Source organism: Variovorax sp. Root411 (assembly GCF_001425205.1).
Lineage (GTDB): Bacteria > Pseudomonadota > Gammaproteobacteria > Burkholderiales > Burkholderiaceae_C > Variovorax.
The window spans coordinates 781,329-803,676 of sequence record NZ_LMDW01000016.1 but is presented as its reverse complement, the minus strand read 5'-3'; the positions used below and the strand labels follow the sequence as shown (position 1 = coordinate 803,676).

19 protein-coding genes and 1 tRNA gene are annotated in these 22,348 nt (G+C 67.0%); 9 read left to right on the top strand and 11 right to left on the bottom strand.

Features of this window, described 5'->3' with window-relative positions:
* Nucleotides 1-138: 138 nt before the first annotated feature.
* Nucleotides 139-3,000: a DUF349 domain-containing protein gene (locus ASC92_RS20365; protein WP_056519040.1), complete on the top strand. Its 2,862-nt coding sequence runs from the start codon at nt 139-141 to the stop codon at nt 2,998-3,000.
* Nucleotides 3,001-3,086: 86 nt separating this feature from the next.
* Here ASC92_RS20365 and ASC92_RS20360 read toward each other — a convergent pair whose 3' ends face one another.
* From ASC92_RS20360 to ASC92_RS20335, 6 genes are all read right to left on the bottom strand, one after another.
* Nucleotides 3,087-3,683 carry a hypothetical protein gene (locus ASC92_RS20360; RefSeq protein WP_056519039.1) on the bottom strand — a complete coding sequence of 199 codons (597 nt, stop codon included), beginning with the start codon at nt 3,681-3,683 and terminating at the stop codon, nt 3,087-3,089.
* Nucleotides 3,684-3,777: 94 nt separating this feature from the next.
* Nucleotides 3,778-4,569, bottom strand: a complete 792-nt coding sequence (locus ASC92_RS20355; RefSeq protein ID WP_056519036.1) for a zinc-dependent peptidase — start codon at nt 4,567-4,569, stop codon at nt 3,778-3,780.
* Between the two features lie 16 nt (nt 4,570-4,585).
* Nucleotides 4,586-5,374, bottom strand: a complete 789-nt coding sequence (locus ASC92_RS20350) for a UDP-2,3-diacylglucosamine diphosphatase (RefSeq protein ID WP_082519644.1) — start codon at nt 5,372-5,374, stop codon at nt 4,586-4,588.
* Nucleotides 5,371-5,883: a peptidylprolyl isomerase gene (locus ASC92_RS20345; protein ID WP_056519034.1), complete on the bottom strand. Its 513-nt coding sequence runs from the start codon at nt 5,881-5,883 to the stop codon at nt 5,371-5,373. Before ASC92_RS20345 ends, ASC92_RS20350 begins: the two co-directional genes overlap by 4 nt.
* Nucleotides 5,884-5,910: 27 nt before the next feature.
* A complete protein-coding gene (locus tag ASC92_RS20340) occupies nt 5,911-6,507 on the bottom strand; it encodes a peptidylprolyl isomerase (RefSeq protein WP_082519643.1) in 597 nt (198 codons plus the stop codon).
* 73 nt (nt 6,508-6,580) lie between these two features.
* The gene (locus tag ASC92_RS20335) at nt 6,581-7,171 is read right to left on the bottom strand and encodes a tetratricopeptide repeat protein (RefSeq protein ID WP_056519032.1); all 591 of its coding nucleotides are present in this window, start codon (nt 7,169-7,171) and stop codon (nt 6,581-6,583) included.
* Nucleotides 7,172-7,375: 204 nt separating this feature from the next.
* On the opposite strand from ASC92_RS20335, the gene cysS reads away from it, so the two are divergent.
* The 6 genes from cysS (at nt 7,376) to ASC92_RS20305 (ending at nt 12,852) form a co-directional block, all read left to right on the top strand.
* On the top strand, nt 7,376-8,752 hold the full coding sequence (cysS, locus tag ASC92_RS20330) for a cysteine--tRNA ligase (protein WP_056519030.1): 1,377 nt from the start codon (nt 7,376-7,378) through the stop codon (nt 8,750-8,752).
* Between the two features lie 17 nt (nt 8,753-8,769).
* Nucleotides 8,770-9,420 carry a DNA-3-methyladenine glycosylase family protein gene (locus ASC92_RS20325; RefSeq protein WP_056519028.1) on the top strand — a complete coding sequence of 217 codons (651 nt, stop codon included), beginning with the start codon at nt 8,770-8,772 and terminating at the stop codon, nt 9,418-9,420.
* Between the two features lie 16 nt (nt 9,421-9,436).
* A complete protein-coding gene (locus ASC92_RS20320) occupies nt 9,437-10,417 on the top strand; it encodes an acetyl-CoA carboxylase carboxyltransferase subunit alpha (protein ID WP_007836892.1) in 981 nt (326 codons plus the stop codon).
* A gap of 15 nt (nt 10,418-10,432) precedes the next feature.
* Entirely contained in the window at nt 10,433-11,410 is a 978-nt protein-coding gene (tilS, locus tag ASC92_RS20315; RefSeq protein WP_056519026.1) for a tRNA lysidine(34) synthetase TilS, read from the top strand.
* Nucleotides 11,411-11,464: 54 nt separating this feature from the next.
* Nucleotides 11,465-12,733 (top strand): aspartate kinase, encoded by a 1,269-nt coding sequence (locus ASC92_RS20310; RefSeq protein ID WP_056519024.1) that lies wholly within the window; start codon nt 11,465-11,467, stop codon nt 12,731-12,733.
* 26 nt (nt 12,734-12,759) lie between these two features.
* Nucleotides 12,760-12,852: transfer RNA gene (locus tag ASC92_RS20305), tRNA-Ser, on the top strand.
* A gap of 153 nt (nt 12,853-13,005) precedes the next feature.
* Here ASC92_RS20305 and ASC92_RS20300 read toward each other — a convergent pair.
* On the bottom strand, nt 13,006-14,130 hold the full coding sequence (locus ASC92_RS20300; protein WP_056519023.1) for a pyridoxal phosphate-dependent aminotransferase: 1,125 nt from the start codon (nt 14,128-14,130) through the stop codon (nt 13,006-13,008).
* A 103-nt stretch (nt 14,131-14,233) separates the two neighbouring features.
* Between ASC92_RS20300 and ASC92_RS20295 the strand changes: the two genes are divergently transcribed.
* On the top strand, nt 14,234-15,697 hold the full coding sequence (locus ASC92_RS20295) for a PLP-dependent aminotransferase family protein (RefSeq protein WP_056519022.1): 1,464 nt from the start codon (nt 14,234-14,236) through the stop codon (nt 15,695-15,697).
* A gap of 80 nt (nt 15,698-15,777) precedes the next feature.
* Here the strand turns inward: ASC92_RS20295 and hpaI are convergent, their stop codons facing one another.
* Genes hpaI through ASC92_RS20280 form a run of 3 tightly spaced genes read right to left on the bottom strand, consistent with a single transcriptional unit; the run spans nt 15,778 to nt 19,214 of the window.
* Complete coding sequence (gene hpaI / locus ASC92_RS20290) at nt 15,778-16,593, bottom strand: 4-hydroxy-2-oxoheptanedioate aldolase (protein WP_056519020.1); 816 nt, start codon at nt 16,591-16,593, stop codon at nt 15,778-15,780.
* A gap of 46 nt (nt 16,594-16,639) precedes the next feature.
* Entirely contained in the window at nt 16,640-18,163 is a 1,524-nt protein-coding gene (locus ASC92_RS20285) for a UxaA family hydrolase (RefSeq protein WP_056519018.1), read from the bottom strand.
* Nucleotides 18,164-18,218: 55 nt separating this feature from the next.
* Nucleotides 18,219-19,214, bottom strand: a complete 996-nt coding sequence (locus ASC92_RS20280) for a tripartite tricarboxylate transporter substrate binding protein (RefSeq protein WP_056519016.1) — start codon at nt 19,212-19,214, stop codon at nt 18,219-18,221.
* A gap of 133 nt (nt 19,215-19,347) precedes the next feature.
* On the opposite strand from ASC92_RS20280, the gene ASC92_RS20275 reads away from it, so the two are divergent.
* Nucleotides 19,348-20,292 carry a LysR substrate-binding domain-containing protein gene (locus ASC92_RS20275; protein ID WP_056519014.1) on the top strand — a complete coding sequence of 315 codons (945 nt, stop codon included), beginning with the start codon at nt 19,348-19,350 and terminating at the stop codon, nt 20,290-20,292.
* 27 nt (nt 20,293-20,319) lie between these two features.
* On the opposite strand, the gene ASC92_RS20270 is transcribed toward ASC92_RS20275, so the two are convergent.
* A complete protein-coding gene (locus ASC92_RS20270) occupies nt 20,320-22,206 on the bottom strand; it encodes a sensor histidine kinase (RefSeq protein WP_056519168.1) in 1,887 nt (628 codons plus the stop codon).
* Nucleotides 22,207-22,348 lie beyond the last annotated feature (142 nt).

The window sequence follows — 22,348 nt, the reverse complement described above, 5'->3', positions numbered from 1 at the left end:
AACCTCCCGCCCACGACCCGTGTTCGCCACCGTTTCAGGACGGAATTCAGCGGCCAACCGCAAGTGGGTGAAAATATCGATGTGCGCCGGCCTTTGCCGGCGCCTTCGCTTTCTCTACCAAGACAACGATTTCGCGCAGTGACCTCTACTTCTTCCAAGCCACACGACCTTCAGGCCCTCGACACGCTCACCGGCGGCGCCTTCACCGCGCCGACTTCCGGGGAGCGCGCCGCGCGCATCCGCGACTGGCTCGCGGGCAACCCCGCGCCCGAGCAGATGCAGGAGGTCTTCAAGGAGCTGAGCGGCCGCGACAAGGGCGCCGCGCGCCTGCTGCGCGAAAAGCTCGACGAACTCAAGCGCGCCAAGGGCCAGGAGGCCATCGCCGCCGAATGGGCACAAAAGGCCGAGGCGCTGCTGGGCCAGTCCAAGCTCAACATTGCCGATGCACTGGCCTGGCAGCGCGACGCCGCCAAGGCCGGCGCGCCACTGTCGCGCGAACCGCTGGCCGGCCTGAAGGCCAGGCTGGCCGAACGCGTCAAGGGCATCGAAGACCTGCAGCACCGTGCCCAGGTGCACCGCGAAGCCGCCGTGCTGCTGGCGCAGCGCTTCGAGGTGCTGTCCACCAAGGGCTGGCAGGACGCCCAGGCCGCCGAGGAATCGCTGCGCGCCGACGTGGCCCACTGGCAGCAGCAGGCGGGTGAGATCACGGCTGACGACAACTGGACCAGCCTCGACGCCAAGTTCGCGCCGCAACTCGAATCGTCGAAGTCGCAACTGCTGGTGGTGTCCGACGCATTCCACAGCGCGCTGGCCCAGGCTGTCGCGGCCGCAGCCGATGCCGCCGCACCGCTGCCGCCCGTGCCCGTGTGGGCCGATGAATTGCGCGCTGCGCGCGGCGAGGTCGTGGCGCCAAAGCCCGCCGCCCCCGCTCGCCCCGCCGCCCCCAAGGTCGACCCGGCCGTGCGCGCCGCTGCGCAGGACGCGGTGCAGGCCGCGCTCGCCAAGCTCGAGCAGGAAACCGCCGAAGGCCACGGCAAGGCCAGCGCCGGCGCGGCCGCTGCGCTGCGCGCCGTGCTCAAGGAGCACGGCAAGCTGGTCGAGGCGCCGCTCGAAGCCCGCGTGCATGCCGCGCTGGTGGCCGCCGGCGAACTCGAAGGGTGGCAGCGCTGGAGCGCCGACAAGGTGCGCGAAGACCTCGTCGCAAAGGCTGAAGGCCTGCTCAAGCGTCCCGAAGGCCAGGCCCTCGGCGGCCGCAAGATGCAGGAAACCCTGCGCGCCCTGCGCGACCAGTGGAAGCAGGCCGACCAGGGCGGCGTGCCCAACCACGCGCTCTGGAAGCGCTTCGACGAAGCCTGCAACGAAGCCCACAAGGTGGTCGAGGCCTGGCTCGAGAAGGTCCGCGCCGATGCGGCCGAGCATCGCGCGCACCGCGTCGCGCTGATCGAAGAAGTCAAGGCCTGGGCCGCCGAACATGCCGGCGCCACCGACCTGAAGGCGCACAACCGCGCGCTGCACCAGTTCGCCGACCGCTGGCGGGACGGCGGCCATGTGGGCGAGAAGGTGTTCGCCGAGCTGCAGCCGCAGTGGAACGAAGCCTTTGGCGCGGCCCGCGCACCGTTCGAGGCCGCGCAGAAGGCCAGCGTCGAACGCCGCCAGGCGATGATCGCCGAGGCGATCGAACTCGGCGCCCAGCCGATGCTGCGCATCGATGCCGTCAAGGCGCTGCAGCAGCGCTGGCAGGCCGAGGCGCAGAGCGTGCCGCTCGACCGCCGCCACGAACAGAAAATGTGGGACGCATTCCGCGCGCCCATCGACGAAGCCTTCAACCGCAAGACGGCCGAGCGCGAAAAGGCGTCGTCCGCGATGAGCGAGCACGACCGCCATGTGCTCGACGCGTCCAAGGCACTCGACGCAGCCAATGCCGGCGGCGACGTGCAGAAGATCCGTGCCGCCATTGCCCGGCTGGAAGCCGCGATGCGCGGTGAAGCGCCGCCGCCCGCACCGAAGACCGAGCAGGCCGCCGTTGCGAGCGACGGTCCGTCGGTCGGCGCGACCGAGGTCGAGGCTCCGGGTCAGGCCGCCGCTGAATTCGGCGAAAGCGCGGAGCAGGCGCCGAGCCCGAGCGATGCGGAAGCCTCGCCCGGCACGCACGCAAGCCAGGCGCCTGCCGCTTCGATCGATCTCGTGGCGCCCGTCGACGGTGCCGATGCCTCGGCACGTGCCGATGGCCCGGCGCATGACGCTGGCGAAGCTGCCGCTGTCGAAGCGCCTGCTGCGGCACCGAAGCCCGCGCCCAAGCCCGTCGTGGCCATGCGCGGCGACGACCGCCCCAGCAGCAAGAAGGCCGAAGCGGCGCCCGCAGCCCGTGGTGCAGGTGGCCGGTTCGGCGATCGGCGCGAAGGCGGCCGGCCAGGCGCTGGCGGTCCGGGCCGCTCGAGCGATCGCGGTGCTCCGCGCTCCGATGCACGCGGCGATCGGGGCGCACCTGCCGGCCGTTTCGGTGACCGTCCGCCGCGTTTCGAAGACCGGGGCCCGCGCCTGGGCGATGCAGCCTTCCGCGCGCAGCGCGAAGCACTCGAACGCGCCGACATGGCACTGCGCAAGCTCGCCGCGCAGGCGCATGGCGAAGCGCTGACCCAGGTGCTGGGCGCATGGGAACAGCGCGACGCCAGCCGCCTGCCGAGCATTCAGGAGCTGGGCCGCGCAGTCACGCCCGCCGTGCGCAGTGGCTGGTCGCAAGCCATCGGCTCCGCGCCGACGGCCGCCGCACCCGACGCCGCCGAAGCATTGCTGCGCCTCGAAATGGCAGCCGAAGTGCCGACGCCGGCCGAGCAGCTCGACGCGCGCCGCGCGTTGCAGCTCAAGCTGCTCACGAAGCGTGGCGACCCGGCGCCCGACCAGACCTGGGGCCAGGATGCCGGCAAGGTTCTGGCCGCGGCGCACGATGCCTCCAGCGCGCGACGTTTGCAGAACGCACTGAAGGCGCTGCTGCGCAAGTAAGCGGCCGGCCGAAAGTCAGGGCCACGAAAAAGGCGCCCCCGCGGGGGCGCCTTTTTCTTTGGGGGTTGAATCGAATGTCGATCCGTTCAAACCTTCTCGCCGATGACGGGCGTCTGCACGGCGGCAGCCTGCTCGGCCTGGTAGCCGTCGCCGATCCTGCGCCGGATCAACAGCCCGCCGATGCCCAGCAGCAGGGCGACGGCGCCGGCGATCAGCGTGCCCTTGTCCGTGGCACTCGATGCCGCAGCCTGGTCCTTGCTTTCCATGATCTTCTGCACATCGGCCAGCTTCACCACGGGCTGACCCTTGAGCTTCACTTCGTAGACAAGGTTGTTGTCCGAGGGATCGATGCGTACTTCGACGGATTCGTCGATCAGCGGTTCGAGCTTGCTGCGGCCGATTGCGTAGTCGACGCGCCATTTTTCGGTGCTGCCGTCGGCAACCTTGGCGTCGAGCACGAAATAGTGGCGCGTGGTACTGCCGCCGCGACGGCGCTTGGTGGTTTCGGTGACTTCGCTGCCGCTGACGATCTTGCCGCTCCTGGCAACGAGGTCTTCCACGGCGGCGCCGTGCGTGTCGGAACCAGCCTTGAACTGCGCATAACCTGCCCAACCCAGGATGCCGATGCCGAAAACCAGTGCAAGCCACGCCTTGCCCGTGAGCTGATAGAGCCAATCCCTCATGTTGTTTACCTTTTTAAACGAGTTGTTAACCCGTCTATGGTACCGATGGAGTTGCTATTGAATGAATAGCATGCCAACAAGAGTGGGCGAGCGTTCAGGGACTTTTAGGTATAAAGAATTCATCGAAAAGCGCGAGCACGCCGGGGAAGTCGCGGGCGAAGTTCGGGCGGTTCACGAAGTAGGCCTCGCATGCCACCGCGAAGAACTCGCTGATCGAGGTGGCGCCGTAGGCGTCGAGCCACGGCGCCTCGACGCCGAACCGCTCTGCCTTGATGGTTTGCTCGCGGAAATCCTCGTAAGCGGGCTGCAGCACGGCGAGCCACGCCGCACGGGCTGCGCGTGCACTGCGCTGCCCTGCAAAGCCGGCGGGCAGCGGCGGGCAGCCGTTGGCGTCGCCGCTGCGCATGTCGATCTTGTGGGCGAACTCGTGGATCACGACGTTGTAGCCGCGCTCGCTGGTGATGCTGCTTGCCAGCACGTCGTCCCAGCTCAGCATGACGGGGCCGCGGTCCATGGCCTCGCCGGCCACGACTTCGCCGTACTCGTGCACCACCTGGGCCTCGTCGACCACCTTGCGGCGCGCCACCACCTCGGAGCGGTGCACGACGATGCCGACGAAATCGTCGTACCAGTTCAGCCCGCCCTTGAGATGCAGCACCGGCAGCACGGCCTGCGCTGCGATGGCCAGCGCGACTTCATTGGTGATGGTGAAGCCCTTGGCGCCGTGGAATTCCTTGTCGCGCAGGAATTCGGCCGTCAGCGTGCGCAGCCGCTGCCGGTCGGCGGCGGGCAGGGCGCCGAGGAAGGCGTAGCGGCTGAGCGCGGACTGCCAGGCGGCTTCGGGAATCGGGGGCAGGGCGCGCAGGCGGCGCAGCCACTTGAACATTGGCGGCGGCGCGCGGCTAGCGCAGATCGACGCGCTGTGCGCCGACGGTGGACAGGCACAGCAGCTGCGCGCGCGGCGGATGCGCTGCCGCATCCCAGTCGCTCAGCACGACGCGGCGCAGGCCGTCGCCCAGGTCGTGATCGGCAGGGCGGTGCGTGTGGCCGTGCACCAGCGTGTGGGCGTTCGCCTGCTGCAGCCAGTTGCGCGCGGCGGCGGTGTCGACGTCGGCCCAGATGGTCGAGGGGTTGCGCTTGCGGTCTTCGCTCTGCACGCGCATGGAACGTGCGAGCGCGCGACGCTCTTCCAGCGGCCTGGCCAGGAATGCGGCCTGCCACTCGGGCGTGCGAACCTGCGCGCGAAACTTGAGGTACTCGGTGTCCTCGAGGCAGAGGACGTCGCCGTGGCTCAGCAGCCATCGTTGGCCGTGCAGCACAAGCACCGTGGGATCGTCGAGCAGCGTGAAGCCGCATTGCGCCGCGAACGCGGGGCCGATGAGGAAGTCGCGGTTGCCGCGCATGAAGAACACCGGCAGCCGCTGCGCGGCGCGGCGCAGCAGCTCGGCGCACTGTGCCTCGAAACCAGGGGAGTCGACCGAGTCATCGCCGACCCATACCTCGAACAGGTCGCCGAGGATGATCAGCGCATCGGCCGGCGTGGTCTGCAGGTAACCCTGCCAGGCTTCGAAGGTGGCGGGCTCGCCGGCCTGCAGGTGCAGGTCGGAAATCAGGTCGACCGTGCGCCACGCGGGTGGCGCCACCAGTTCCTTGAACACTGTCGTTGCGACCGCCGCCGGACTCACAGTCACTCGGCGATGACGACGGCCTTCTCGATCACCACGTCTTCGAGCGGCACGTCGTCGTGGAAGCCCTTGCGGCCCGTCTTCACGGCCTTGATCTTGTCGACCACGTCGGTGCCGTTGATGACCTTGCCGAACACGGCATAGCCCCAGCCCTGGGCCGAAGGTGCGGTGTGGTTCAGGAAGCCGTTGTCGGCCACGTTGATGAAGAACTGCGCGGTGGCCGAGTGGGGCGCGCTGGTGCGGGCCATCGCCACGGTGTAGTTGGCGTTCTTCAGGCCGTTGTTGGCTTCGTTCTCGATCTCGGCGCCGGTGGGCTTTTGCTGCATGCCGGGCTCGAAGCCGCCGCCTTGCACCATGAAGCCGGGAATCACGCGGTGGAACACCGTGTTGTCGTAGTGGCCCTTCTTCACGTACGAGACGAAGTTCTCGACCGACTTCGGCGCCTTGGCGGCGTCGAGCTCGAGCGTGATCACGCCGTAATTCTTGATGTGCAGTTCGACTTGGGGATTGCTCATGAGGGGACTCCTGCTTGGGAAATGAAATTACTTCGCCACCAGCGTGGCGGACTTGATGGTGACGGCCTCGAGCGGCACATTCTGCATGCCGCCCTTGTTGCCGGTGGCCACCGCGCGGATCTTGTCGACCACGTCGGTGCCGGCAATGACCTTGCCGAACACGGTGTAGCCGTAGCCGTCGGGGTTGGGCGCGTTGAGCGAGTCGTTGTTCTTCACGTTGATGAAGAACTGAGAGGTCGCGGAATTCGGATTGCCGGTGCGGGCCATGGCGATCGTGTACTTGTCGTTCTTCAGGCCGTTGCTCGCCTCCAGCGGAATGGGCGCGCGCGTGGGCTTTTGCTGCAGGTCGGCCGTGAAGCCGCCGCCCTGGATCATGAAGCCGTCGATCACGCGGTGGAACACCGTGCCGTCGTAGTGCTTGTCCTTGACGTACTGCAGGAAGTTCTCGGCCGACTTGGGCGCCTTGGCTGCATCGAGCTCGACCACGATGTCGCCGGCCGAGGTGGCCAGCTTGACGCGCGGCGCTGCGGCCGTCTGCGCATGGGCCGTGGCTGCGAACGCGAGGGCGGCGGCCACCGCGAGTGCGCTGCGGCGGCTGAATCGGGAGAGGGAGTGGATCGTCAACTGAGGCTCCGTGCGGATGAAGGAACGGGCTGCGCGGCGGGCACCGGTGCGGCGCCCATGCCGGCGGCAGCGATTACTTGCTGGTGCGGCCGACCGGCTTGCGGATGACCGCCGGCGGTGCGGACAGGGTGGCCGCTTCGGCTTCGGCTTTTGGCGTGAAGATCTGGCGGATCAGCACGAGCTTCGGCGCAACGCTCGCGTTGGTGCTGGCGAACTGCTGCGCACGCACGTATTCCTGGGCAGCGAGGCGCGCATACACGTCGCCGAGGTTCTCGTGCGCCGTGGCGTAGTTCGGGTTGAGCTTGATGGCCTGTTCGAGCGCGCCGCGCGCCTGGTCGAACTTGCTTTGCGACGCGTACAGCGCGGCCAGGTTGTTGTAGGGCTCGGACAATTCGGGGAAGTCTTGCGTGAGTTGCGTGAAGGCGGCGATGGCCTCGGCCTGCTTGTTTTGCTCGGTGAGGATCACGCCGCGCAGGAAGCGCATCTGCGGATCGCGCGGCTTGCCGGCGATGTAGGTGTCGGCCTTGGCGAGCGCCTCGTTCGACTTGCCCTGGCGCAGCATCAGGTTCACGTCGTCGTATTCGTTGGCGTGCGCTGCGGAGCCCCACAGGCTGAACAGCAGCGCGAAGGCAATGGAGAGTCTGGAGAATGCGGCGTGCTTCATGAAGCCTCGGCGGAAATGGGGGGAGATGCGGGCTCGGCGGGCTTGGGGAACACCCGCACGCCGCTCGGCAGCAGACGTTTATACTAGGTCGGATTGTAGCCGAGGGGCCATGTCCAACCCCTCGCGACACAGCCCCCGCCACCCCTGAAAAACACCGTCTCTCGCCCGTGCCGCACGTGCGCGAAGCGACGCTTTCCGAGTCTCATGAGTCTGCGCATCTACAACACGCTGTCGCGTGAATTGGAGGAATTCTCCCCATTGCAACCGGGACAGGTGCGCATGTACGTTTGCGGCATGACGGTCTACGACTACTGCCACCTCGGGCATGCCCGCTCGATGATCGCCTTCGACGTGGCGCAGCGCTGGCTCAAGGTGAGCGGCTACCGTGTGACCTATGTGCGCAACATCACCGACATCGACGACAAGATCATCCGCCGCGCCGTGGAGAACGGCGAAAGCATCCGCGCGCTGACCGACCGCATGATCGACGCTCTGCACGAAGACGCCGACGCGCTGGGCATCGAACGCCCCACCCACGAACCCCGCGCCACCGACTACATCCCGCAGATGCTGTCGATGATCGGCACGCTCGAGAAGAAGGGCCTGGCCTACCGTGCCGAGAACGGCGACGTGAACTACGCGGTGCGCAAATTCCCCGGCTACGGCAAGCTCAGCGGCAAGTCGATCGACGAACTGCATGCGGGCGAGCGCGTGGCCGTGCTCGACGGCAAGGACGATCCGCTCGACCCGGTGCTCTGGAAGAGCGCCAAGGCCACCGAGCCCGACGAGGTGAAGTGGGCCAGCGAATTCGGCGCCGGCCGTCCGGGCTGGCACATCGAGTGCTCGGCCATGGCCTGCGAACTGCTCGGTGAGACGCTCGACATCCACGGCGGCGGCGAAGACCTGCAGTTTCCGCACCACGAGAACGAAATCGCGCAGAGCGAGGGTGCCAACGACAAGCCGCTGGCCAACTACTGGATGCACAACGGTTTCATCGTGACCGACAACGAGAAGATGTCCAAGAGCCTGGGCAACTTCTTCCTGATCCGCGATGTGCTCAAGAAGTACGACGCCGAGACCATCCGCTTCTTTGTGCTGCGCGCGCACTACCGCCGCCCGCTCAACTACAGCGACGTGCACCTCGACGATGCGCGCGCCTCGCTCAAGCGGCTGTACACGGCACTCGATCTCGTGGCGCCGGCCGACGTGGCGATCGACTGGACCGACCCGTACGCCGCGCGCTTCAAGGCCGCGATGGACGAAGACTTCGCAACCCCCGAAGCCGTGGCGGTGCTGTTCGACCTGGCAGGCGAAGTGAACCGCACGCAATCGGCCGCCCAGGCCGGATTGCTGAAGGCATTGGGTGGCTGCGTGCAGATCCTGCAGGACGAGCCAAAGGCCTTCCTGCGCGCGGGCACCACGCTCGACGAGGCCACCATCCAGAACAGGATCGACGCGCGCGCCGCAGCCAAGGCCGCGAAGAATTTCGCCGAAGCCGATCGCATCCGCCAGGAACTCCTCGCGCAGGGCATCGTGCTCAAGGATTCGCCCACAGGCACCACCTGGGCAGCTGCACTGTGAACGGAACGACGAACCCCATGCCCGCCACCAAGAAGACCAGCGTTCAGATCTATACGCCGGACTATTGGGAAGAGGCATGCAAGCACCTTTCCCGGAAAGACCGCGTCATGAAGCGGCTCATTCCGAAGTTCGGCGATGCGTGTCTCGAGTCGCGCGGCGACGCGTTCACCACGCTCGCGCGCAGCGTTGTCGGCCAGCAGATCTCGGTGAAGGCCGCGCAGTCGGTCTGGGACAAGTTTGCCGCGCTGCCGCGCAAGCTCACGCCGGCCAACGTGCTCAAGCTCAAGGTCGACGACATGCGCGGGGCAGGGCTCTCGGCGCGCAAGATCGAGTACCTCGTCGACCTGGCCCTGCATTTCGATTCGGGCATGGTCCACGTCGACGCGTGGAAGGACATGTCGGACGAGCTCATCATCGAAGAGCTCGTGGCCATTCGCGGCATCGGCCGCTGGACGGCCGAGATGTTCCTCATCTTTCACCTGATGCGCCCGAACGTGCTTCCCGTGGACGACCTGGGGCTGCTCAACGGCATCAGCGTCAATTATTTTTCCGGCGATCCCGTGAGCCGCAGCGATGCCCGCGACGTCGCCGTGGCCTGGGCGCCATATTGCAGCGTGGCGACTTGGTATATTTGGCGATCGCTGGACCCGGTTCCAGTCGCGTATTGAACAACAGGAGAAGACGTTGGCGAAACGAACCTTCCTCGACTTCGAGCAGCCCATTGCTGAACTCGAAACCAAGATCGAAGAATTGCGCTATGTGCAGACCGAATCCGCGGTCGACATCTCTGAAGAAATCGATCAGCTCGGCAAGAAAAGCCAGCAGCTAACCAAGGACATCTACAGCGACCTGACGCCCTGGCAGATCACCAAGATCGCCCGGCATCCGGAGCGCCCGTACACGCTCGACTACGTCAACGAGATCTTCACCGACTTCGTCGAACTGCACGGCGACCGGCACTTCTCCGATGACCTGTCGATCGTGGGCGGCCTTGCGCGCTTCAACGGCGTGCCTTGCATGGTGCTCGGCCACCAGAAGGGCCGCGACACGAAGGAGCGCACCGCGCGCAACTTCGGCATGAGCAAGCCCGAGGGCTACCGCAAGGCCTTGCGCCTGATGAAGATGGCCGAGAAGTTCAAGCTGCCGGTGTTCACCTTCGTGGACACGCCCGGCGCGTACCCCGGCATCGACGCCGAGGAACGCGGCCAGTCGGAAGCCATCGGCCGCAACATCTTCGAGATGGCGCAGCTCGAAGTGCCGATCATCGTCACCATCATCGGCGAAGGTGGCTCCGGCGGCGCGCTGGCCATCTCGGTCGGCGACCAGTTGGTGATGCTGCAGTATTCGATCTATTCGGTGATCAGCCCCGAAGGCTGCGCTTCCATCCTGTGGAAGACCAGTGACAAGGCGCAGGAAGCGGCCGATGCGCTGGGCATCACCGCGCACCGCCTCAAGGCGCTGGGCCTGGTCGACAAGATCGTGAACGAGCCCGTCGGCGGCGCGCATCGCGACCATCGGCAGATGGCGGCCTTCCTGAAGCGCGCGCTCAACGATGCGTTCCGCCAGGTCAGTGACCTGAAGACCAAGGAACTGCTGGATCGCCGCTACGAGCGTCTGCAGAGCTACGGCCGCTTCAACGACACCAAGGCCGACAGCGTCAGATAACGCGCGGGCGCTGCCATGAACTCCGCTTTCGAACGCGCCATGGCCGCGTTCGAGCCGGCGCATTGGCCGCTGGCGGTGGGGTTCAGCGGCGGCGCGGATTCAACCGCCTTGCTGGCCGCCTGCGCATCGCGCTGGCCGGGGCAGGTGGTCGCCTTTCATGTGCATCACGGGCTGCAAGCCGCGGCCGATGATTTCGAGCGGCATTGCCGCGCGGTGTGCGAACGCCTTGGCGTGCCGCTGGTCGTTCATCGCGTCGATGCGCGGCATGCGCCCGGCGACAGTCCGGAAGACGCCGCCCGCCGCGCCCGATACGCGGCATTCGCCGAGATGGCACGCGCGGACGGGGCGAGGGTGGCTGTCAAATGCGTGGCGCTGGGGCATCACGCCGACGATCAGATCGAAACCCTATTGCTGGCGTTGTCGCGCGGCGCGGGGCTCCCGGGGCTCGCTGCCATGCCAGCGCAGGCGCGACGCAACGGGCTCGACATCCATCGGCCGCTGCTTGCCGTTGCCGGCGCCGACATCCGCGAATGGCTGGCGGGCCGCGGCCTGCCGTGGATCGAAGACCCGACCAACGGCGACGCACGCTACACCCGCAACCGGATCCGCTCCGTGCTGATGCCGGCGCTGGAGCAGGCCTTTCCGCAGTTCCGCGCCACGTTCGCGCGCAGCGCCGGCCATGCCGCGCAGGCGCAGCAGCTGCTCGGCGAACTGGCGGCGCAAGACCTGGAAACCGTGGGCAGCCCGCCGCGCATTGCGACACTTCAGACGCTGTCGCGCGCCCGCCAGGCCAACGTGCTGCGCCACTGGCTGATGCAGTCGCACGGCTGCGCGCCCAGCGCCGCGCAGCTCGACCAGCTGCTCGACCAGATCCGCGCCTGCGCCACGCGCGGCCACCGCATCCACCTCAAGGTGGCCGCCGGTTTCGTCGAGCGGCAGGGCGATTTCCTGCATTGGTACAATATTCCGCCCTCGCCGAAGACTTTGCTCTGACAGCTTGCAGGGCGCCGCCCTCCAGCGGCCCTTTCCCTTTCTCTGATTTCACCCATGGCATTGATCGTTCACAAATACGGCGGTACGTCGATGGGCTCGACCGAGCGCATCAAGAATGTCGCCAAGCGCGTCGCCAAATGGTCGCGCGCAGGCCACCAGATGATCGTGGTTCCGAGTGCCATGAGCGGCGAGACCAACCGCCTGCTCGGCCTGGCCAAGGAACTGGCGCCCAGCAAACCGGGCGTGGCCCATAGCCGCGAGCTCGACATGCTGGCCTCGACCGGCGAGCAGGCCTCGTCGGCGCTGCTGGCCATCGCGCTGCAGGCCGAGGGCGTCGAGTCCGTGAGCTATGCGGGCTGGCAGGTTTCGGTGCGCACCGACAACTCGTACACCAAGGCCCGCATCGAGAGCATCGACGACGAGCGCGTCATGGCCGACCTGAACGCCGGCAAGGTGGTGGTCATCACCGGCTTCCAGGGCGTGGACGACGACGGCAACATCACCACGCTGGGCCGTGGCGGCAGCGACACCTCGGCCGTGGCCATTGCCGCGGCCATGAAGGCGCACGAATGCCTGATCTATACCGACGTCGACGGTGTCTACACGACCGACCCGCGCGTCGAGCCCGATGCGCGCCGCCTGACGACCGTGAGCTTCGAAGAGATGCTCGAGATGGCGAGCCTGGGCTCCAAGGTGCTGCAGATTCGCTCGGTGGAATTCGCCGGCAAGTACAAGGTGCCGCTGCGCGTGCTTTCGAGCTTCACGCCGTGGGACATCGACATCAATGAAGAGGCCAAGTCCGGCACGCTGATCACTTTCGAGGAAGACGAAAACATGGAACAAGCCGTCGTATCCGGCATCGCATTCAACCGCGACGAAGCCAAGATCTCGGTGCTCGGCGTGCCCGACAAGCCCGGCATCGCGTACCACATCCTCGGTGCCGTGGCAGACGCCAACATCGAAGTCGATGTGATCATCCAGAACCTCAGCAAGGACGGCAAGACCGACTTCAGCTTCACCGTGCATCGCAACGAATACGCGAAGACGGTCGACCTGCTGCAGTCGAAGGTCATGCCTTCGCTGGGCGCGACCGAGATCGTCGGCGACACCAAGATCTGCAAGGTCAGCATCGTGGGCATCGGCATGCGCAGCCACGTGGGCGTGGCGAGCAAGATGTTCCGGGTGCTGAGCGAGGAGGGCATCAACATCCAGATGATCTCGACCAGCGAAATCAAGACTTCGGTCGTGATCGACGAAAAATATATGGAATTGGCAGTGCGCGCACTGCATAAAGCCTTCGATCTGGATCAACCGAGCGCTTAAAAATGGCATAATCTCGGCTTCTTTCAGGAACTGTGACCGAGTGGCCGAAGGTGCTCCCCTGCTAAGGGAGTATGGGGTGTAGAGCCTCATCGAGGGTTCGAATCCCTCCGGTTCCGCCAAGATGCCAATGAAAAAGCGCCCTTTCGGGGGCGCTTTTTTATTTTCTGCATCATTGTTTCTACCAATCAGTAGATGGTTGGCGCGGGTTCGAAAGTCAGGTGCGCAGGGCGATCACGCATGCGGTGCCTCTCCTGCCTGTGCCGCGCAAGACCTCAGACTGCGGCCCACTCCAGCGCCTGGCCCACGCAGTCCAGCGCGGCGGCGAGCTCGGCGTTGGTCGCCAGGCCGAAGCCGAGGCGGAACACGTGAGGCTCGTCGCCGAACCAGGGGCCCGGCGCCAGCCGAACACCACGTTCGTGCAATGCCGCCTGAAGGCGCTGCAGCGCCGCATCGTCATACACCTGCGGCTTCAGCCGCACGCAGCACAGCGCGCCGGCGTCCGGACGCATCCATTCGATTCGCGCGGCGTGGCGGCCGACCCAGGCTTGGAGCGTTGCCAGGTTGTGTGCGAGATGCCGCCGCCGCGCGCCGACGATGTGCTCCCCTTGCTTCAGAACCGTGACCGCCAGTGCCTCGTCCAGTGGCGAGCACGAGATCACGGTGTTGAACTTTGCCGTGACCAGCGATTGCCGCAGCGCCGCGTCGCGCACGATCGCCCAGCCGATGCGCAGCCCCGCGGCGCCATGGCATTTGGAGAGCGACGCCACCGTGACAATCCGCGGCCCCAACGCACTGGCGCTTGGCAAGGTCGAATCGTCGCCATAGGCCGCCTCGCGATAGGTCTCGTCGACGATCAGCCAGGCGCCGGGCGCATGCGTGCGAATCAGTTCGGCCACTTCGCGCAGCGTCGACGCCGGGATGGCGACACCCGAGGGGTTCTGCGGCGAAGCGAGGCTCACGATGCGGGTCTTCGGCGACAGCAGTGCGCGCAGCGCCTCGGGGTCGAGCCGGTAGCCAGCGTCGAAGTTCAGCGGTAGCGAGCGCACGGTCGCGCCGACCGCACCGAGCGTATTGCGCGCGAGCGGAAAGGCCGGTTCGGCGATCACCGCTTCGTCGCCTGGTCCGCAGAGCGTGAAGGCAAGGAGAAACAGCGCATGCATCCCGCCGACGGTGACGACCACATCGTCGGCGTCCACGCCGTGGCGGGCGGCGATCTGCGCGCGCAGCGCCGCACTACCTGCAGCGGTGCCGTAGCCCAACTGAAGCGCGCCGATCTCCGCCAGGTTCGAGCCGAGCAGTTCGCCGAGCCAGAGGTTCGGTCCCACGCTCTCGGCCAGGTCGTGGCGCGGCGCGCTCGAGACCAGCGAGATGATGTCGTCGTTCGGAAATCGATCCATGGTTTCTCGTACTCGTCTTGTGTGGCTGCCGTCGATGGTGCAAGCTCACGGTTCAAGATAACAGCCACAGTTTTCGAAAATTGCAACCAGCACAGTTAATGCCATGACGCTCGAAACCCATCCCGCCGGCGATGCCGATCTGCAGCCCGCCACGCGCTTCCGCTACGAAGAGCTCGCCGATTTCATCGCCGGCCTCATCGGGAGCGGCACGCTGCCCGCCGGTAGCCGCGCGCCATCGCTGCGCGAGATCAGCGCGCAGCACCGCACGAGCCTGAGCACCGCGGTGCAGGCCTACCGGCTGCTCGAAGACCGCGGCGTGCTCGAGGTGCGGCCGCAGTCGGGCTACTACGTGGCCAGGGCACCGGCGGCGCTTCCGCTGCCGGCGCCCACGCGGCCGCCGCTGCGCCCAACCAAGGTGGCGGTGTCGAACCTCATGCTGCAACTGCTCGAGAACGCATCGAACGAGGCTTACGTGCCGCTGGGCTGCGCCATTCCGAGCGCGCGAATCCTTGCCTCCTCCAAGCTCGACCGCATCCTCGCGCGCACCGCGCGCGTGAAGGGCGCGCAGCTCAACACCTATTCGCCGCCGCGTGGCGAACTGCCGCTGCGCATGGAAATTGCGCGCCGTGCCATGCGCTTCGGACAGGCGTTGTCGCCCGACGCCATCGCCGTCACCTGCGGCTGCACCGAAGCGCTGGCGCTTGCGCTCGACGCCGTCACCGAGCCTGGCGATGCGGTCGCGATCGAATCGCCGACTTACTTCGGCCTGCTGCAGGTGCTGCGCATGCGCGGCCTCCAGGTGGTGGAGCTGCCTACCGACGCCAGCACCGGCGTGGTGATCGATTCGCTGCGCGACGTGCTCGCCGCGGGCCAGGTGGGCGCCTGCGTGCTGGCCTCGAGCTTCCAGAATCCGCTGGGGTTCACGATGCCGATCGAGAATCGCCGCGAGGTGTTGCGCCTGCTCGCGAAGCACCGCGTGCCGCTGATCGAGGACGACGTCTACGGCGACATCCATTTCGGCGAGGAGCGCCCGATTCCTTTCAGCGCGCTGGACCGCCACGACAACACCATCTACTGCGGTTCGTTCTCGAAGACCCTGGCGCCGGGCTACCGGATCGGCTGGATCGTGCCGGGCCGCCACATGGCGCGCGTGCTCGAGAGCAAGTTCGCATCGACCCTGGCCACGCCGGTGCTGACGCAGGCTGCGCTTGCGGACTTTCTCTCGAACGGCGACTACGACCGCCACCTGCGCCGCTTGCGGCGCGAGTTCGCCGACACGCTGGAGCGCATGTCGCGCGTGATCGAGCAGGCCTTTCCGCCGGGGACCAGGATCACTCGGCCAGCGGGCAATTTCGTGCTGTGGGTCGAACTGCCCAAAGCGCTCGACACGCGTGCGCTGTTCGCCCAGGCGCTGAAGAAGGGCGTGTGCTTCGCGCCCGGCGTGGTGTTCTCGGCGAGCGGGCGCTATGCCCACTGTATGCGCCTGAGTGGCGGCTACGGCTGGGATGCGCGCATCGAGAAGGGCCTGCGCACGCTGGGAGCGCTCGCGACGAAGGCGCCGCGCTGATCGAGGAGGCTGCGGGCGGCGCTACCGCGACCAATCGCCAGGATGCCGAGCGGCAGCCGCCCGAGGCGCTGCGTCGTGGCTCAGTAGGCTCCGCGCGACTCGGGCGCGACGGCAGCGCCAGCAACGGCAGGCGCGCCGAGAAAATCGGCGGCCAGCTTGCGCGCGGCGCTTGCGTACAGCAGCACGTCGACACCGACCGCGACGAAGGTGCAGCCCAGTTCAAGGTAGCGCCGCGCGAGCTTCGGGTCCGAGGTCAGCGTGCCCGCGGCCTTGCCGGAGGCCACGATGGTCCGCATCGCGCTCTCGATCGCCGCTTGCACTTCGGGATGGCCGGGTTTTCCGCGGTGGCCCATCGAGGCGGCGAGGTCGGCCGGGCCGATGAAGACGCCGTGCACACCATCGACTGCGCAGATCTGCGCGAGGTTGCCGAGCGCCTGCACAGTCTCGGCCTGCACCAGCAGGCAGACCTCGTCGTCGGCCGCGTCGAGGTAGTCCGTGCGCGCGCTCCACTGCGATGCACGCCCGACAGCGCTGCCCACCCCGCGGATGCCTCGCGGCGGATAGCGGGTGGCCGACACCAGCGCGCGCGCCTGGTCGGCCGTGTCGACCATCGGCACCAGCAGGTTCCTGGCGCCGATGTCGAGCAGCTGCTTGATCAGTGCCGTCTCGCCATTCACCGCACGCACCACGGGCTGGGCCGGATGCGGCGCTACGGCCTGCAATGCGGCCAGGGTGGAGCGCAGGTCGTTGGGGGCGTGCTCCCCGTCGATCAGCAGCCAGTCGAAGCCGGTGGTCGCGCTGACCTCGGCCATGTACGCGTCGGCCATCGAGAGCCAGAGGCCGACCTGGGGCCGGTGCGCGGCCAGTGCCGCCTTGAAGGGGTTGTGAGCGGGCATGGTGGCTTGTCGAAGAAAGAAAAAGTGTCGGTGCCGAGAAAAGGAATCAGCTCACGATGCCGAGATGCCAGGGCACGAACTCGTGGTCGCCGAGGCCCAGCGTCTCGCTCTTGGTCGGATCGCCGGAAGCGTGGCGCAGGATCTGCTCGAAGATCTGCTGGCCCAGTTCGGGCACGGAGAGTTCGCCGTCGATCACCACGCCGCAATTGATGTCCATGTCTTCTTCGAGGCGGCGGAACATCGGCGTGTTGCTCGCGAGCTTGATCGTCGGCGCGGGCTTGCTGCCGAACATCGAGCCGCGCCCGGTGGTGAAGCAGATCAGCTGCGCGCCACTGGCGATCTGGCCGGTGGCTGCCACCGGGTCGTAGCCCGGCGAGTCCATGAAGACGAAGCCGGGCTCGGTGATCGGCTCGGCGTATTCGTACACCGCGCGCAACGGCGTGGTGCCGCCCTTCATGGCCGAGCCCAGTGATTTTTCGAAGATGTTGGCCAGGCCACCGGCCTGGTTGCCATGGCCCACCACCCCGTTGAATTGCGCGTTCTGACCGGCCGTGTAGCGCTCCCACCAGGCGAGCCGGTCGAGCAGCTTCTGTCCGACCTCGGGGGTGGCGGCACGCCGCGTGAGCATGAACTCCACGCCATGGATCTCGGGCGTCTCCGAGAGGATGGCGGTGCCGCCGTGGCGCACCAGCACGTCCATCGCCGCGCCCAGCGCAGGATTCGCCGTGATGCCCGAGAAGCCGTCGGAGCCGCCGCACTCCAGGCCGATCTTCAGGTGGTGAGCGCCGACCCGCGAGCGCTGCGCGGCATTGGCCTCGGGCAGCATCTCCTCGATCGCTCGGATGCCGGCCTCGATGGTCTGGCGCGTGCCTCCCACTTCCTGCATGACCAGCGTGCGCATCAGCCGGCCTTGCTCGAGCCCTTGCGAGTCGACCAGCGCGTCGACCTGGTTGCGTTCGCAGCCCAGGCCCACGATCAGCACGCCGGCCAGGTTGGGATGGCGCGCATAACCCGCCAGCGTGCGGCGCAGCAGGTCGAAATGCTCGCTCGGCGACGACATGCCGCAGCCACTGGTCTGGGCGAAGGCGGCCACACCATCGACGTTCGGAAATGCCGCCATGCGCTCGGGCGTGAAATGCGCGGCGATCCGCTTGATCACCGTGGCGGAGCAATTGACCGACGACAGGATGCCGATGAAATTGCGCGTGCCCACCTGACCGTCGGGCCGCACGAAGCCCATGAAGGTGGCGCGCTCGGCCTCGGGCACGAAATCCACCGGGCGCACGTCTTGGCAGAAGGCCGGGTCGCGGTAGCTGTCGACCAGCGTGAGGTTGTGGCTGTGCACGTAGTCGCCCGCCTGCAGGTCGCGCGAGGCCACGCCGATTACCGTGTCGTACTTCTTCACTTGCTCGCCGGCCGGGATGGCGCGCGCGGCGATCTTGTGGCCCGCCGGGATCTGCGCCCGTGCGCGCACGCCGAACTCGGCAATCGCCTCGCCCAGGGCAATGGCGGTCTTGGCGACCAGCACGTTGTCGTTCGGATGCAGGCGAAGCAGGGGGCTGTCGTTCATGGGATGGCGTGGGGAGGATTCAGGCTGGATTCGGATGCCGGCGGACGAGGGGGCGTCAGCCCTTTTCCATCAGTTCCTTGAGGTTGAGTTTGCGGATCAGGTCGGTCTCCTGTCGGTACACCGACTGTACGTAGTTGCGGTAGTCGGGGCCGTCCTGGTACATGACCGGCGCATCGATGCTCTCGGCCACTTTGCGGAATTCTTCGCTCTGCACGGCGACGCGGAAGGCGTCGCGCAGCCGCTTCTCGACCGCGGACGGCAGGCCCTTGGGTGCGCCGATGCCGTTGGGGGCCTCGACCACCACGTCATAGCCGAGTTCCTTGAGCGTCGGCGTGTCCTTGAAGCGCGGCGTGCGCGCCTCGCCCCAGGTGGCGAGCAGGCGCAGCTTGCCGCTTTCCACGTGCGGTGCCCACGAGCTGCTGTCGGCCAGCATGTCGACCTGTTCGCCCAGAACGTCCTGCAGCGCGGCCGAGCCGCCCTTGTAGGCGATGGCGTTGAACTTCACGCCGGCCGCTTGCGCGAACTGCTCCATGCCCACGTGCGTCGCGCCGCCGATGCCGGCGTGCGCATAGCTGATGGCGCCGGGGCGCGCCTTGGCCTGCGCCACCACGTCGCGCAGCGACTTGAACGGCGAGCGTGCCGGCACGGCGATGCCGAAGGTCTGTCCCGAGGTGCGCGCGAGATAGGTCAGGTCGGTGAGCGGATCCAGCTGCACGGTCCCGATCTGCGAGAAGCGCGTCACCGAGATCGGAATCTGCCCGATGGTGTAGCCGTCGGGCCGCGCCGATGCCAGCGCCTTGGTGCCGATCATTCCCGAGGCGCCCGCGCGGTTCTCCAGCGCGATCGGCTGGCCGAGCTCGCGCGCGGCAACCTGGCAGATGATGCGCATCGAGCGGTCCGCCGTGCCGCCGGCCGGCCACGGGCAGATGAAGGTGATGGGGCGTTCGGGATATTCGGCGGCCAGCACGCGCGCCGGTGCGGTGCCAAGGGCTGCGGCGCCGAGGCCGCCCAACACGAACTGGCGCCGTGCCACGCTGTGGGGGATCTTCATCGTTGTCTCCGGAAGAATAGTTGTTCGGTCAGCGAGTTGGATTGTTCCGGAGACAATCATTGCAATCCAATGAAATAGCGGACTCGCTTCATGGCCCAGAGGTTATGAAGAAAAAAGCGTCCCTCCAAGCCCCATGAGCCAGATCGACCGCGTCCTGCGTTCCAACCTCAAGCTGCGGCACCTGCAGATGCTGGTGGCCCTCGATCAGTTCAGGCACCTGGGCCGCGCCGCTGAATTCCTGTCGGTGACGCAGCCGGCGGTGTCCAAGTCGCTGGTGGAAATCGAACGCATGTTCGGGCTCGCGCTGTTCGAGCGTTCCACGCGTGGCACCGAGCCCACTCCTTATGGCGACAGCGTGGTCCGCTTTGCGCGCTCGGTGCTGGCCGACTACGACCGCACACGCGACGAGATCGCGGCCGTCGCGAGCGGCGCCGCCGGGCGCACCAGCGTCGGCGCGATGGTGGTGGCCATGCCGGTCCTGGTGGCGCGCGCGGTCGAGATGCTGAAGGCGCGCTCGCCGCACACCACGGTGCTGGTGGAAGAGGGCGACCTCACGCGCCTGCTGCCCAAGCTGCGCCTCGGCGAGCTCGATCTTTTCGTCGGCCGTCTCGAACCGGGCTATGCCGCGCCGGACCTCGAGACCGAGGCACTCTACGAAGAGCCCATGACGGTCGTGGTGCGCCCTGGCCACCCGCTGCTCGAGAAGCGCCGCCCGGCCTGGACCGATCTCGCCAGGGTGCCTTGCGTGATGCCGCCGCCCTGGGCATCGCTGCGCGTCAAGCTCGACCAGATGTTCTTTCGCGACGGCGTGCAGCCGCCGGTGGACATCGTCGAGTCGGCCTCGTTCCTCGCGCAGATGTGCTTCCTGCAGCAGCGCGACGCGGCGGCCTTCATGGCCCACTCGGTGGCCTGGTATTTCGAGCAGCAGGGCGCGCTGAAGGTGCTGCCATTGAAGGTGCCGATCGATCTGCCGCCGGTCGGGCTGATCACCATGCGGGGCAAGCGGCGCACGCCCAGCACCGAGCAGCTGATCGAGTGCCTGCGGCGCGCGGTTCCGTCGAAGCCGAAGCGAAGGTAACCGTGATGCGCGGACGGCCGGGCGATCTCATGCCGCCCGGGTCTCCCGCTGCAGCGGCAGCCACAGCACGAACCGCGTTCCCGTCGGCTTCGATTCCCAACGGACCACAGCCTTGATCGCCTGCGCCCGCCGCCGCTGGTTCTGCAGGCCCCGTCCAGACGGATTGCCCATCACCTTCTGGACGTCGAAGCCCTGGCCGTTGTCCTCGATCGTCACCTGCACACCCGCGCCTTCCAGCGAGGTGCCAACGCGTATCTCCGTGGCGCGCGTGTGCCGCAGGATGTTCGCGATGCTCTCCTGCACGATGCGCAGGATGTGCAGCGCGCTCGAGGGATCGAGCCAGCCCAGGGCCGGCAACTCCTGCACTTCCCATCGCAGCGAAACACCGGTGCCTTCGAGCCGCGGCTCCAGCCGGTAGCGCAGCGTGGCCAGCAGCAGCAGCAGGTCGGCTTCGACCGGCTCCAGGGAGTCGAGCGCGAGCCTCAGGTCGTCCAGGCAGCTCTTGAGGATCTGCGAGACCTTGTCATCGCTCATGCCGCCGCTCTCGACCGAGCGGATGGCGCTGATCAGCGAAGAACCGAGCCCGTCGTGCATGTCCTGCATCAGGCGTTGGCGCTCGTCGCTGATGGTCTGCAGGCGCTCGACCTCGCGCAGCCGCTGGTGGCTCAGCTCGAGTTCGGTCTCGCGCTTCTGCAGGCGCTGCGCAAGGCTCGCGTTGAGCTGCTCGACCTCACCGATGGCATGCATGTAGCGGCGGTACATCAGCACGCCGAAGACGCTGAAGGTGACGGCGTTGGTGTACGCCCCCATGTACCAGCCTTCTGGGCTGATGAAGTTGTTCTGCAGCAGCCAGTCGATAAGGCCCAGCAGCACGCAGATGCCGATCCCGACCGCCACCAGCCGACCTTCGTTGGAGCGGCGCCATGCACTGATGCCGCCCACCAGGCAGACCACCGCGCCCAGCAGTGCCGCGGCCGCGTAGATCAGCGGCGTCACCCGGGGAGTGTTCTGCACGATGGACAGGCCGGGCATCGTGACGATGCCGATGGCGGTGGTTGCCACGACCACGCCATAGGTCAACCCTTCGAGCTGCCGACCGTGCAGTTGGCGCAGGAAGAAGTGCACCACCATCACCAGCCAGAAAAGCGAGTTGACGGTCAGCCATGCGAACCAGTCGTTCGCGATCGGCAGGCTCACGTAGAAATGCAGCCCTCGCATGAAGGAGGTGGCCGCGAGATTGAAGAACAGCAGGTAGCCCGTTTCGTCGCGACGCCTGAACCACACGAACAGGGCGAACACACCCACGGCCATGAAGGCCGCACTGAGCAGCGCCGGCAGTTCCTGCTGCAGCCACTGGCGCATGCCGTAGCGGCCTCTCAGCGCGTTGATGGGGCCGATCCACAGCGAGGACAGCGCCACCTGCGCGCCCCGGGTGTGCTCCAGGCGCAGGAGGATCTCGCTGGGCGGCTTGCTGCCGGCGCCGTCGTCCAGCTGGACCCACAGCGGAGTGCGGGTGCTGTTCCATAGCGGACCCGACTCCTGCGCACGGTGGACCAGATGGCCATCGGCGTAGACCGCGATGGTGCCGTCGGTCTTGATCCGGATGCCATACAGCGCAAGCGGCCCGGGGTTGGGCGGCAGGCCGCGCACGGACAGCCTGATCCAGGTCGTGCGCGTCGTCCTTGTGGAAGTGGCCTCTGCCTGTCGCAGCAGCGCGATGGGAAGGGCGAGGGGCAGTTCGACCTGCTTCCAGGTGTTCGGAAGGGCGCTGCTGCTCTGTATAGGCGCTGGATTGCTGAAGCCAGGCGCATCGTCGACCTGCCAGTCGGCCCGCGTGAGGTGCAACAGCGCATCGGACTGCTGCGAGCCGACCGTTCCGACCAGCAAGGCACCGATGACGCCCAGCAATGCCATCGAAACGACGAGCACCACGTTGGCGAAGAAGGGCGCGGTACGGTAGGTCAAGGGAAGTTCGGATGGGCAGCGTTCAGAACCGACGCGAACGAGATGTAACCTATTTTCTCATTTTGTAATCCAACTTCTAGACGTGCGCCGT

Bases quoted from the DNA above. Each gene is read 5' to 3' on its own strand.
- ASC92_RS20360 (WP_056519039.1), bottom strand. From the start codon at position 3,683: ATGAGGGATTGGCTCTATCAGCTCACGGGCAAGGCGTGGCTTGCACTG.
- ASC92_RS20355 (WP_056519036.1), bottom strand. From the start codon at position 4,569: ATGTTCAAGTGGCTGCGCCGCCTGCGCGCCCTGCCCCCGATTCCCGAA.
- ASC92_RS20345 (WP_056519034.1), bottom strand. From the start codon at position 5,883: ATGAGCAATCCCCAAGTCGAACTGCACATCAAGAATTACGGCGTGATC.
- ASC92_RS20335 (WP_056519032.1), bottom strand. From the start codon at position 7,171: ATGAAGCACGCCGCATTCTCCAGACTCTCCATTGCCTTCGCGCTGCTG.
- cysS (WP_056519030.1), top strand. From the start codon at position 7,376: ATGAGTCTGCGCATCTACAACACGCTGTCGCGTGAATTGGAGGAATTC.
- ASC92_RS20325 (WP_056519028.1), top strand. From the start codon at position 8,770: ATGCCCGCCACCAAGAAGACCAGCGTTCAGATCTATACGCCGGACTAT.
- tilS (WP_056519026.1), top strand. From the start codon at position 10,433: ATGAACTCCGCTTTCGAACGCGCCATGGCCGCGTTCGAGCCGGCGCAT.
- ASC92_RS20310 (WP_056519024.1), top strand. From the start codon at position 11,465: ATGGCATTGATCGTTCACAAATACGGCGGTACGTCGATGGGCTCGACC.
- ASC92_RS20300 (WP_056519023.1), bottom strand. From the start codon at position 14,130: ATGGATCGATTTCCGAACGACGACATCATCTCGCTGGTCTCGAGCGCG.
- ASC92_RS20295 (WP_056519022.1), top strand. From the start codon at position 14,234: ATGACGCTCGAAACCCATCCCGCCGGCGATGCCGATCTGCAGCCCGCC.
- hpaI (WP_056519020.1), bottom strand. From the start codon at position 16,593: ATGCCCGCTCACAACCCCTTCAAGGCGGCACTGGCCGCGCACCGGCCC.
- ASC92_RS20285 (WP_056519018.1), bottom strand. From the start codon at position 18,163: ATGAACGACAGCCCCCTGCTTCGCCTGCATCCGAACGACAACGTGCTG.
- ASC92_RS20280 (WP_056519016.1), bottom strand. From the start codon at position 19,214: ATGAAGATCCCCCACAGCGTGGCACGGCGCCAGTTCGTGTTGGGCGGC.
- ASC92_RS20275 (WP_056519014.1), top strand. From the start codon at position 19,348: ATGAGCCAGATCGACCGCGTCCTGCGTTCCAACCTCAAGCTGCGGCAC.
- ASC92_RS20270 (WP_056519168.1), bottom strand. From the start codon at position 22,206: ATGGCATTGCTGGGCGTCATCGGTGCCTTGCTGGTCGGAACGGTCGGC.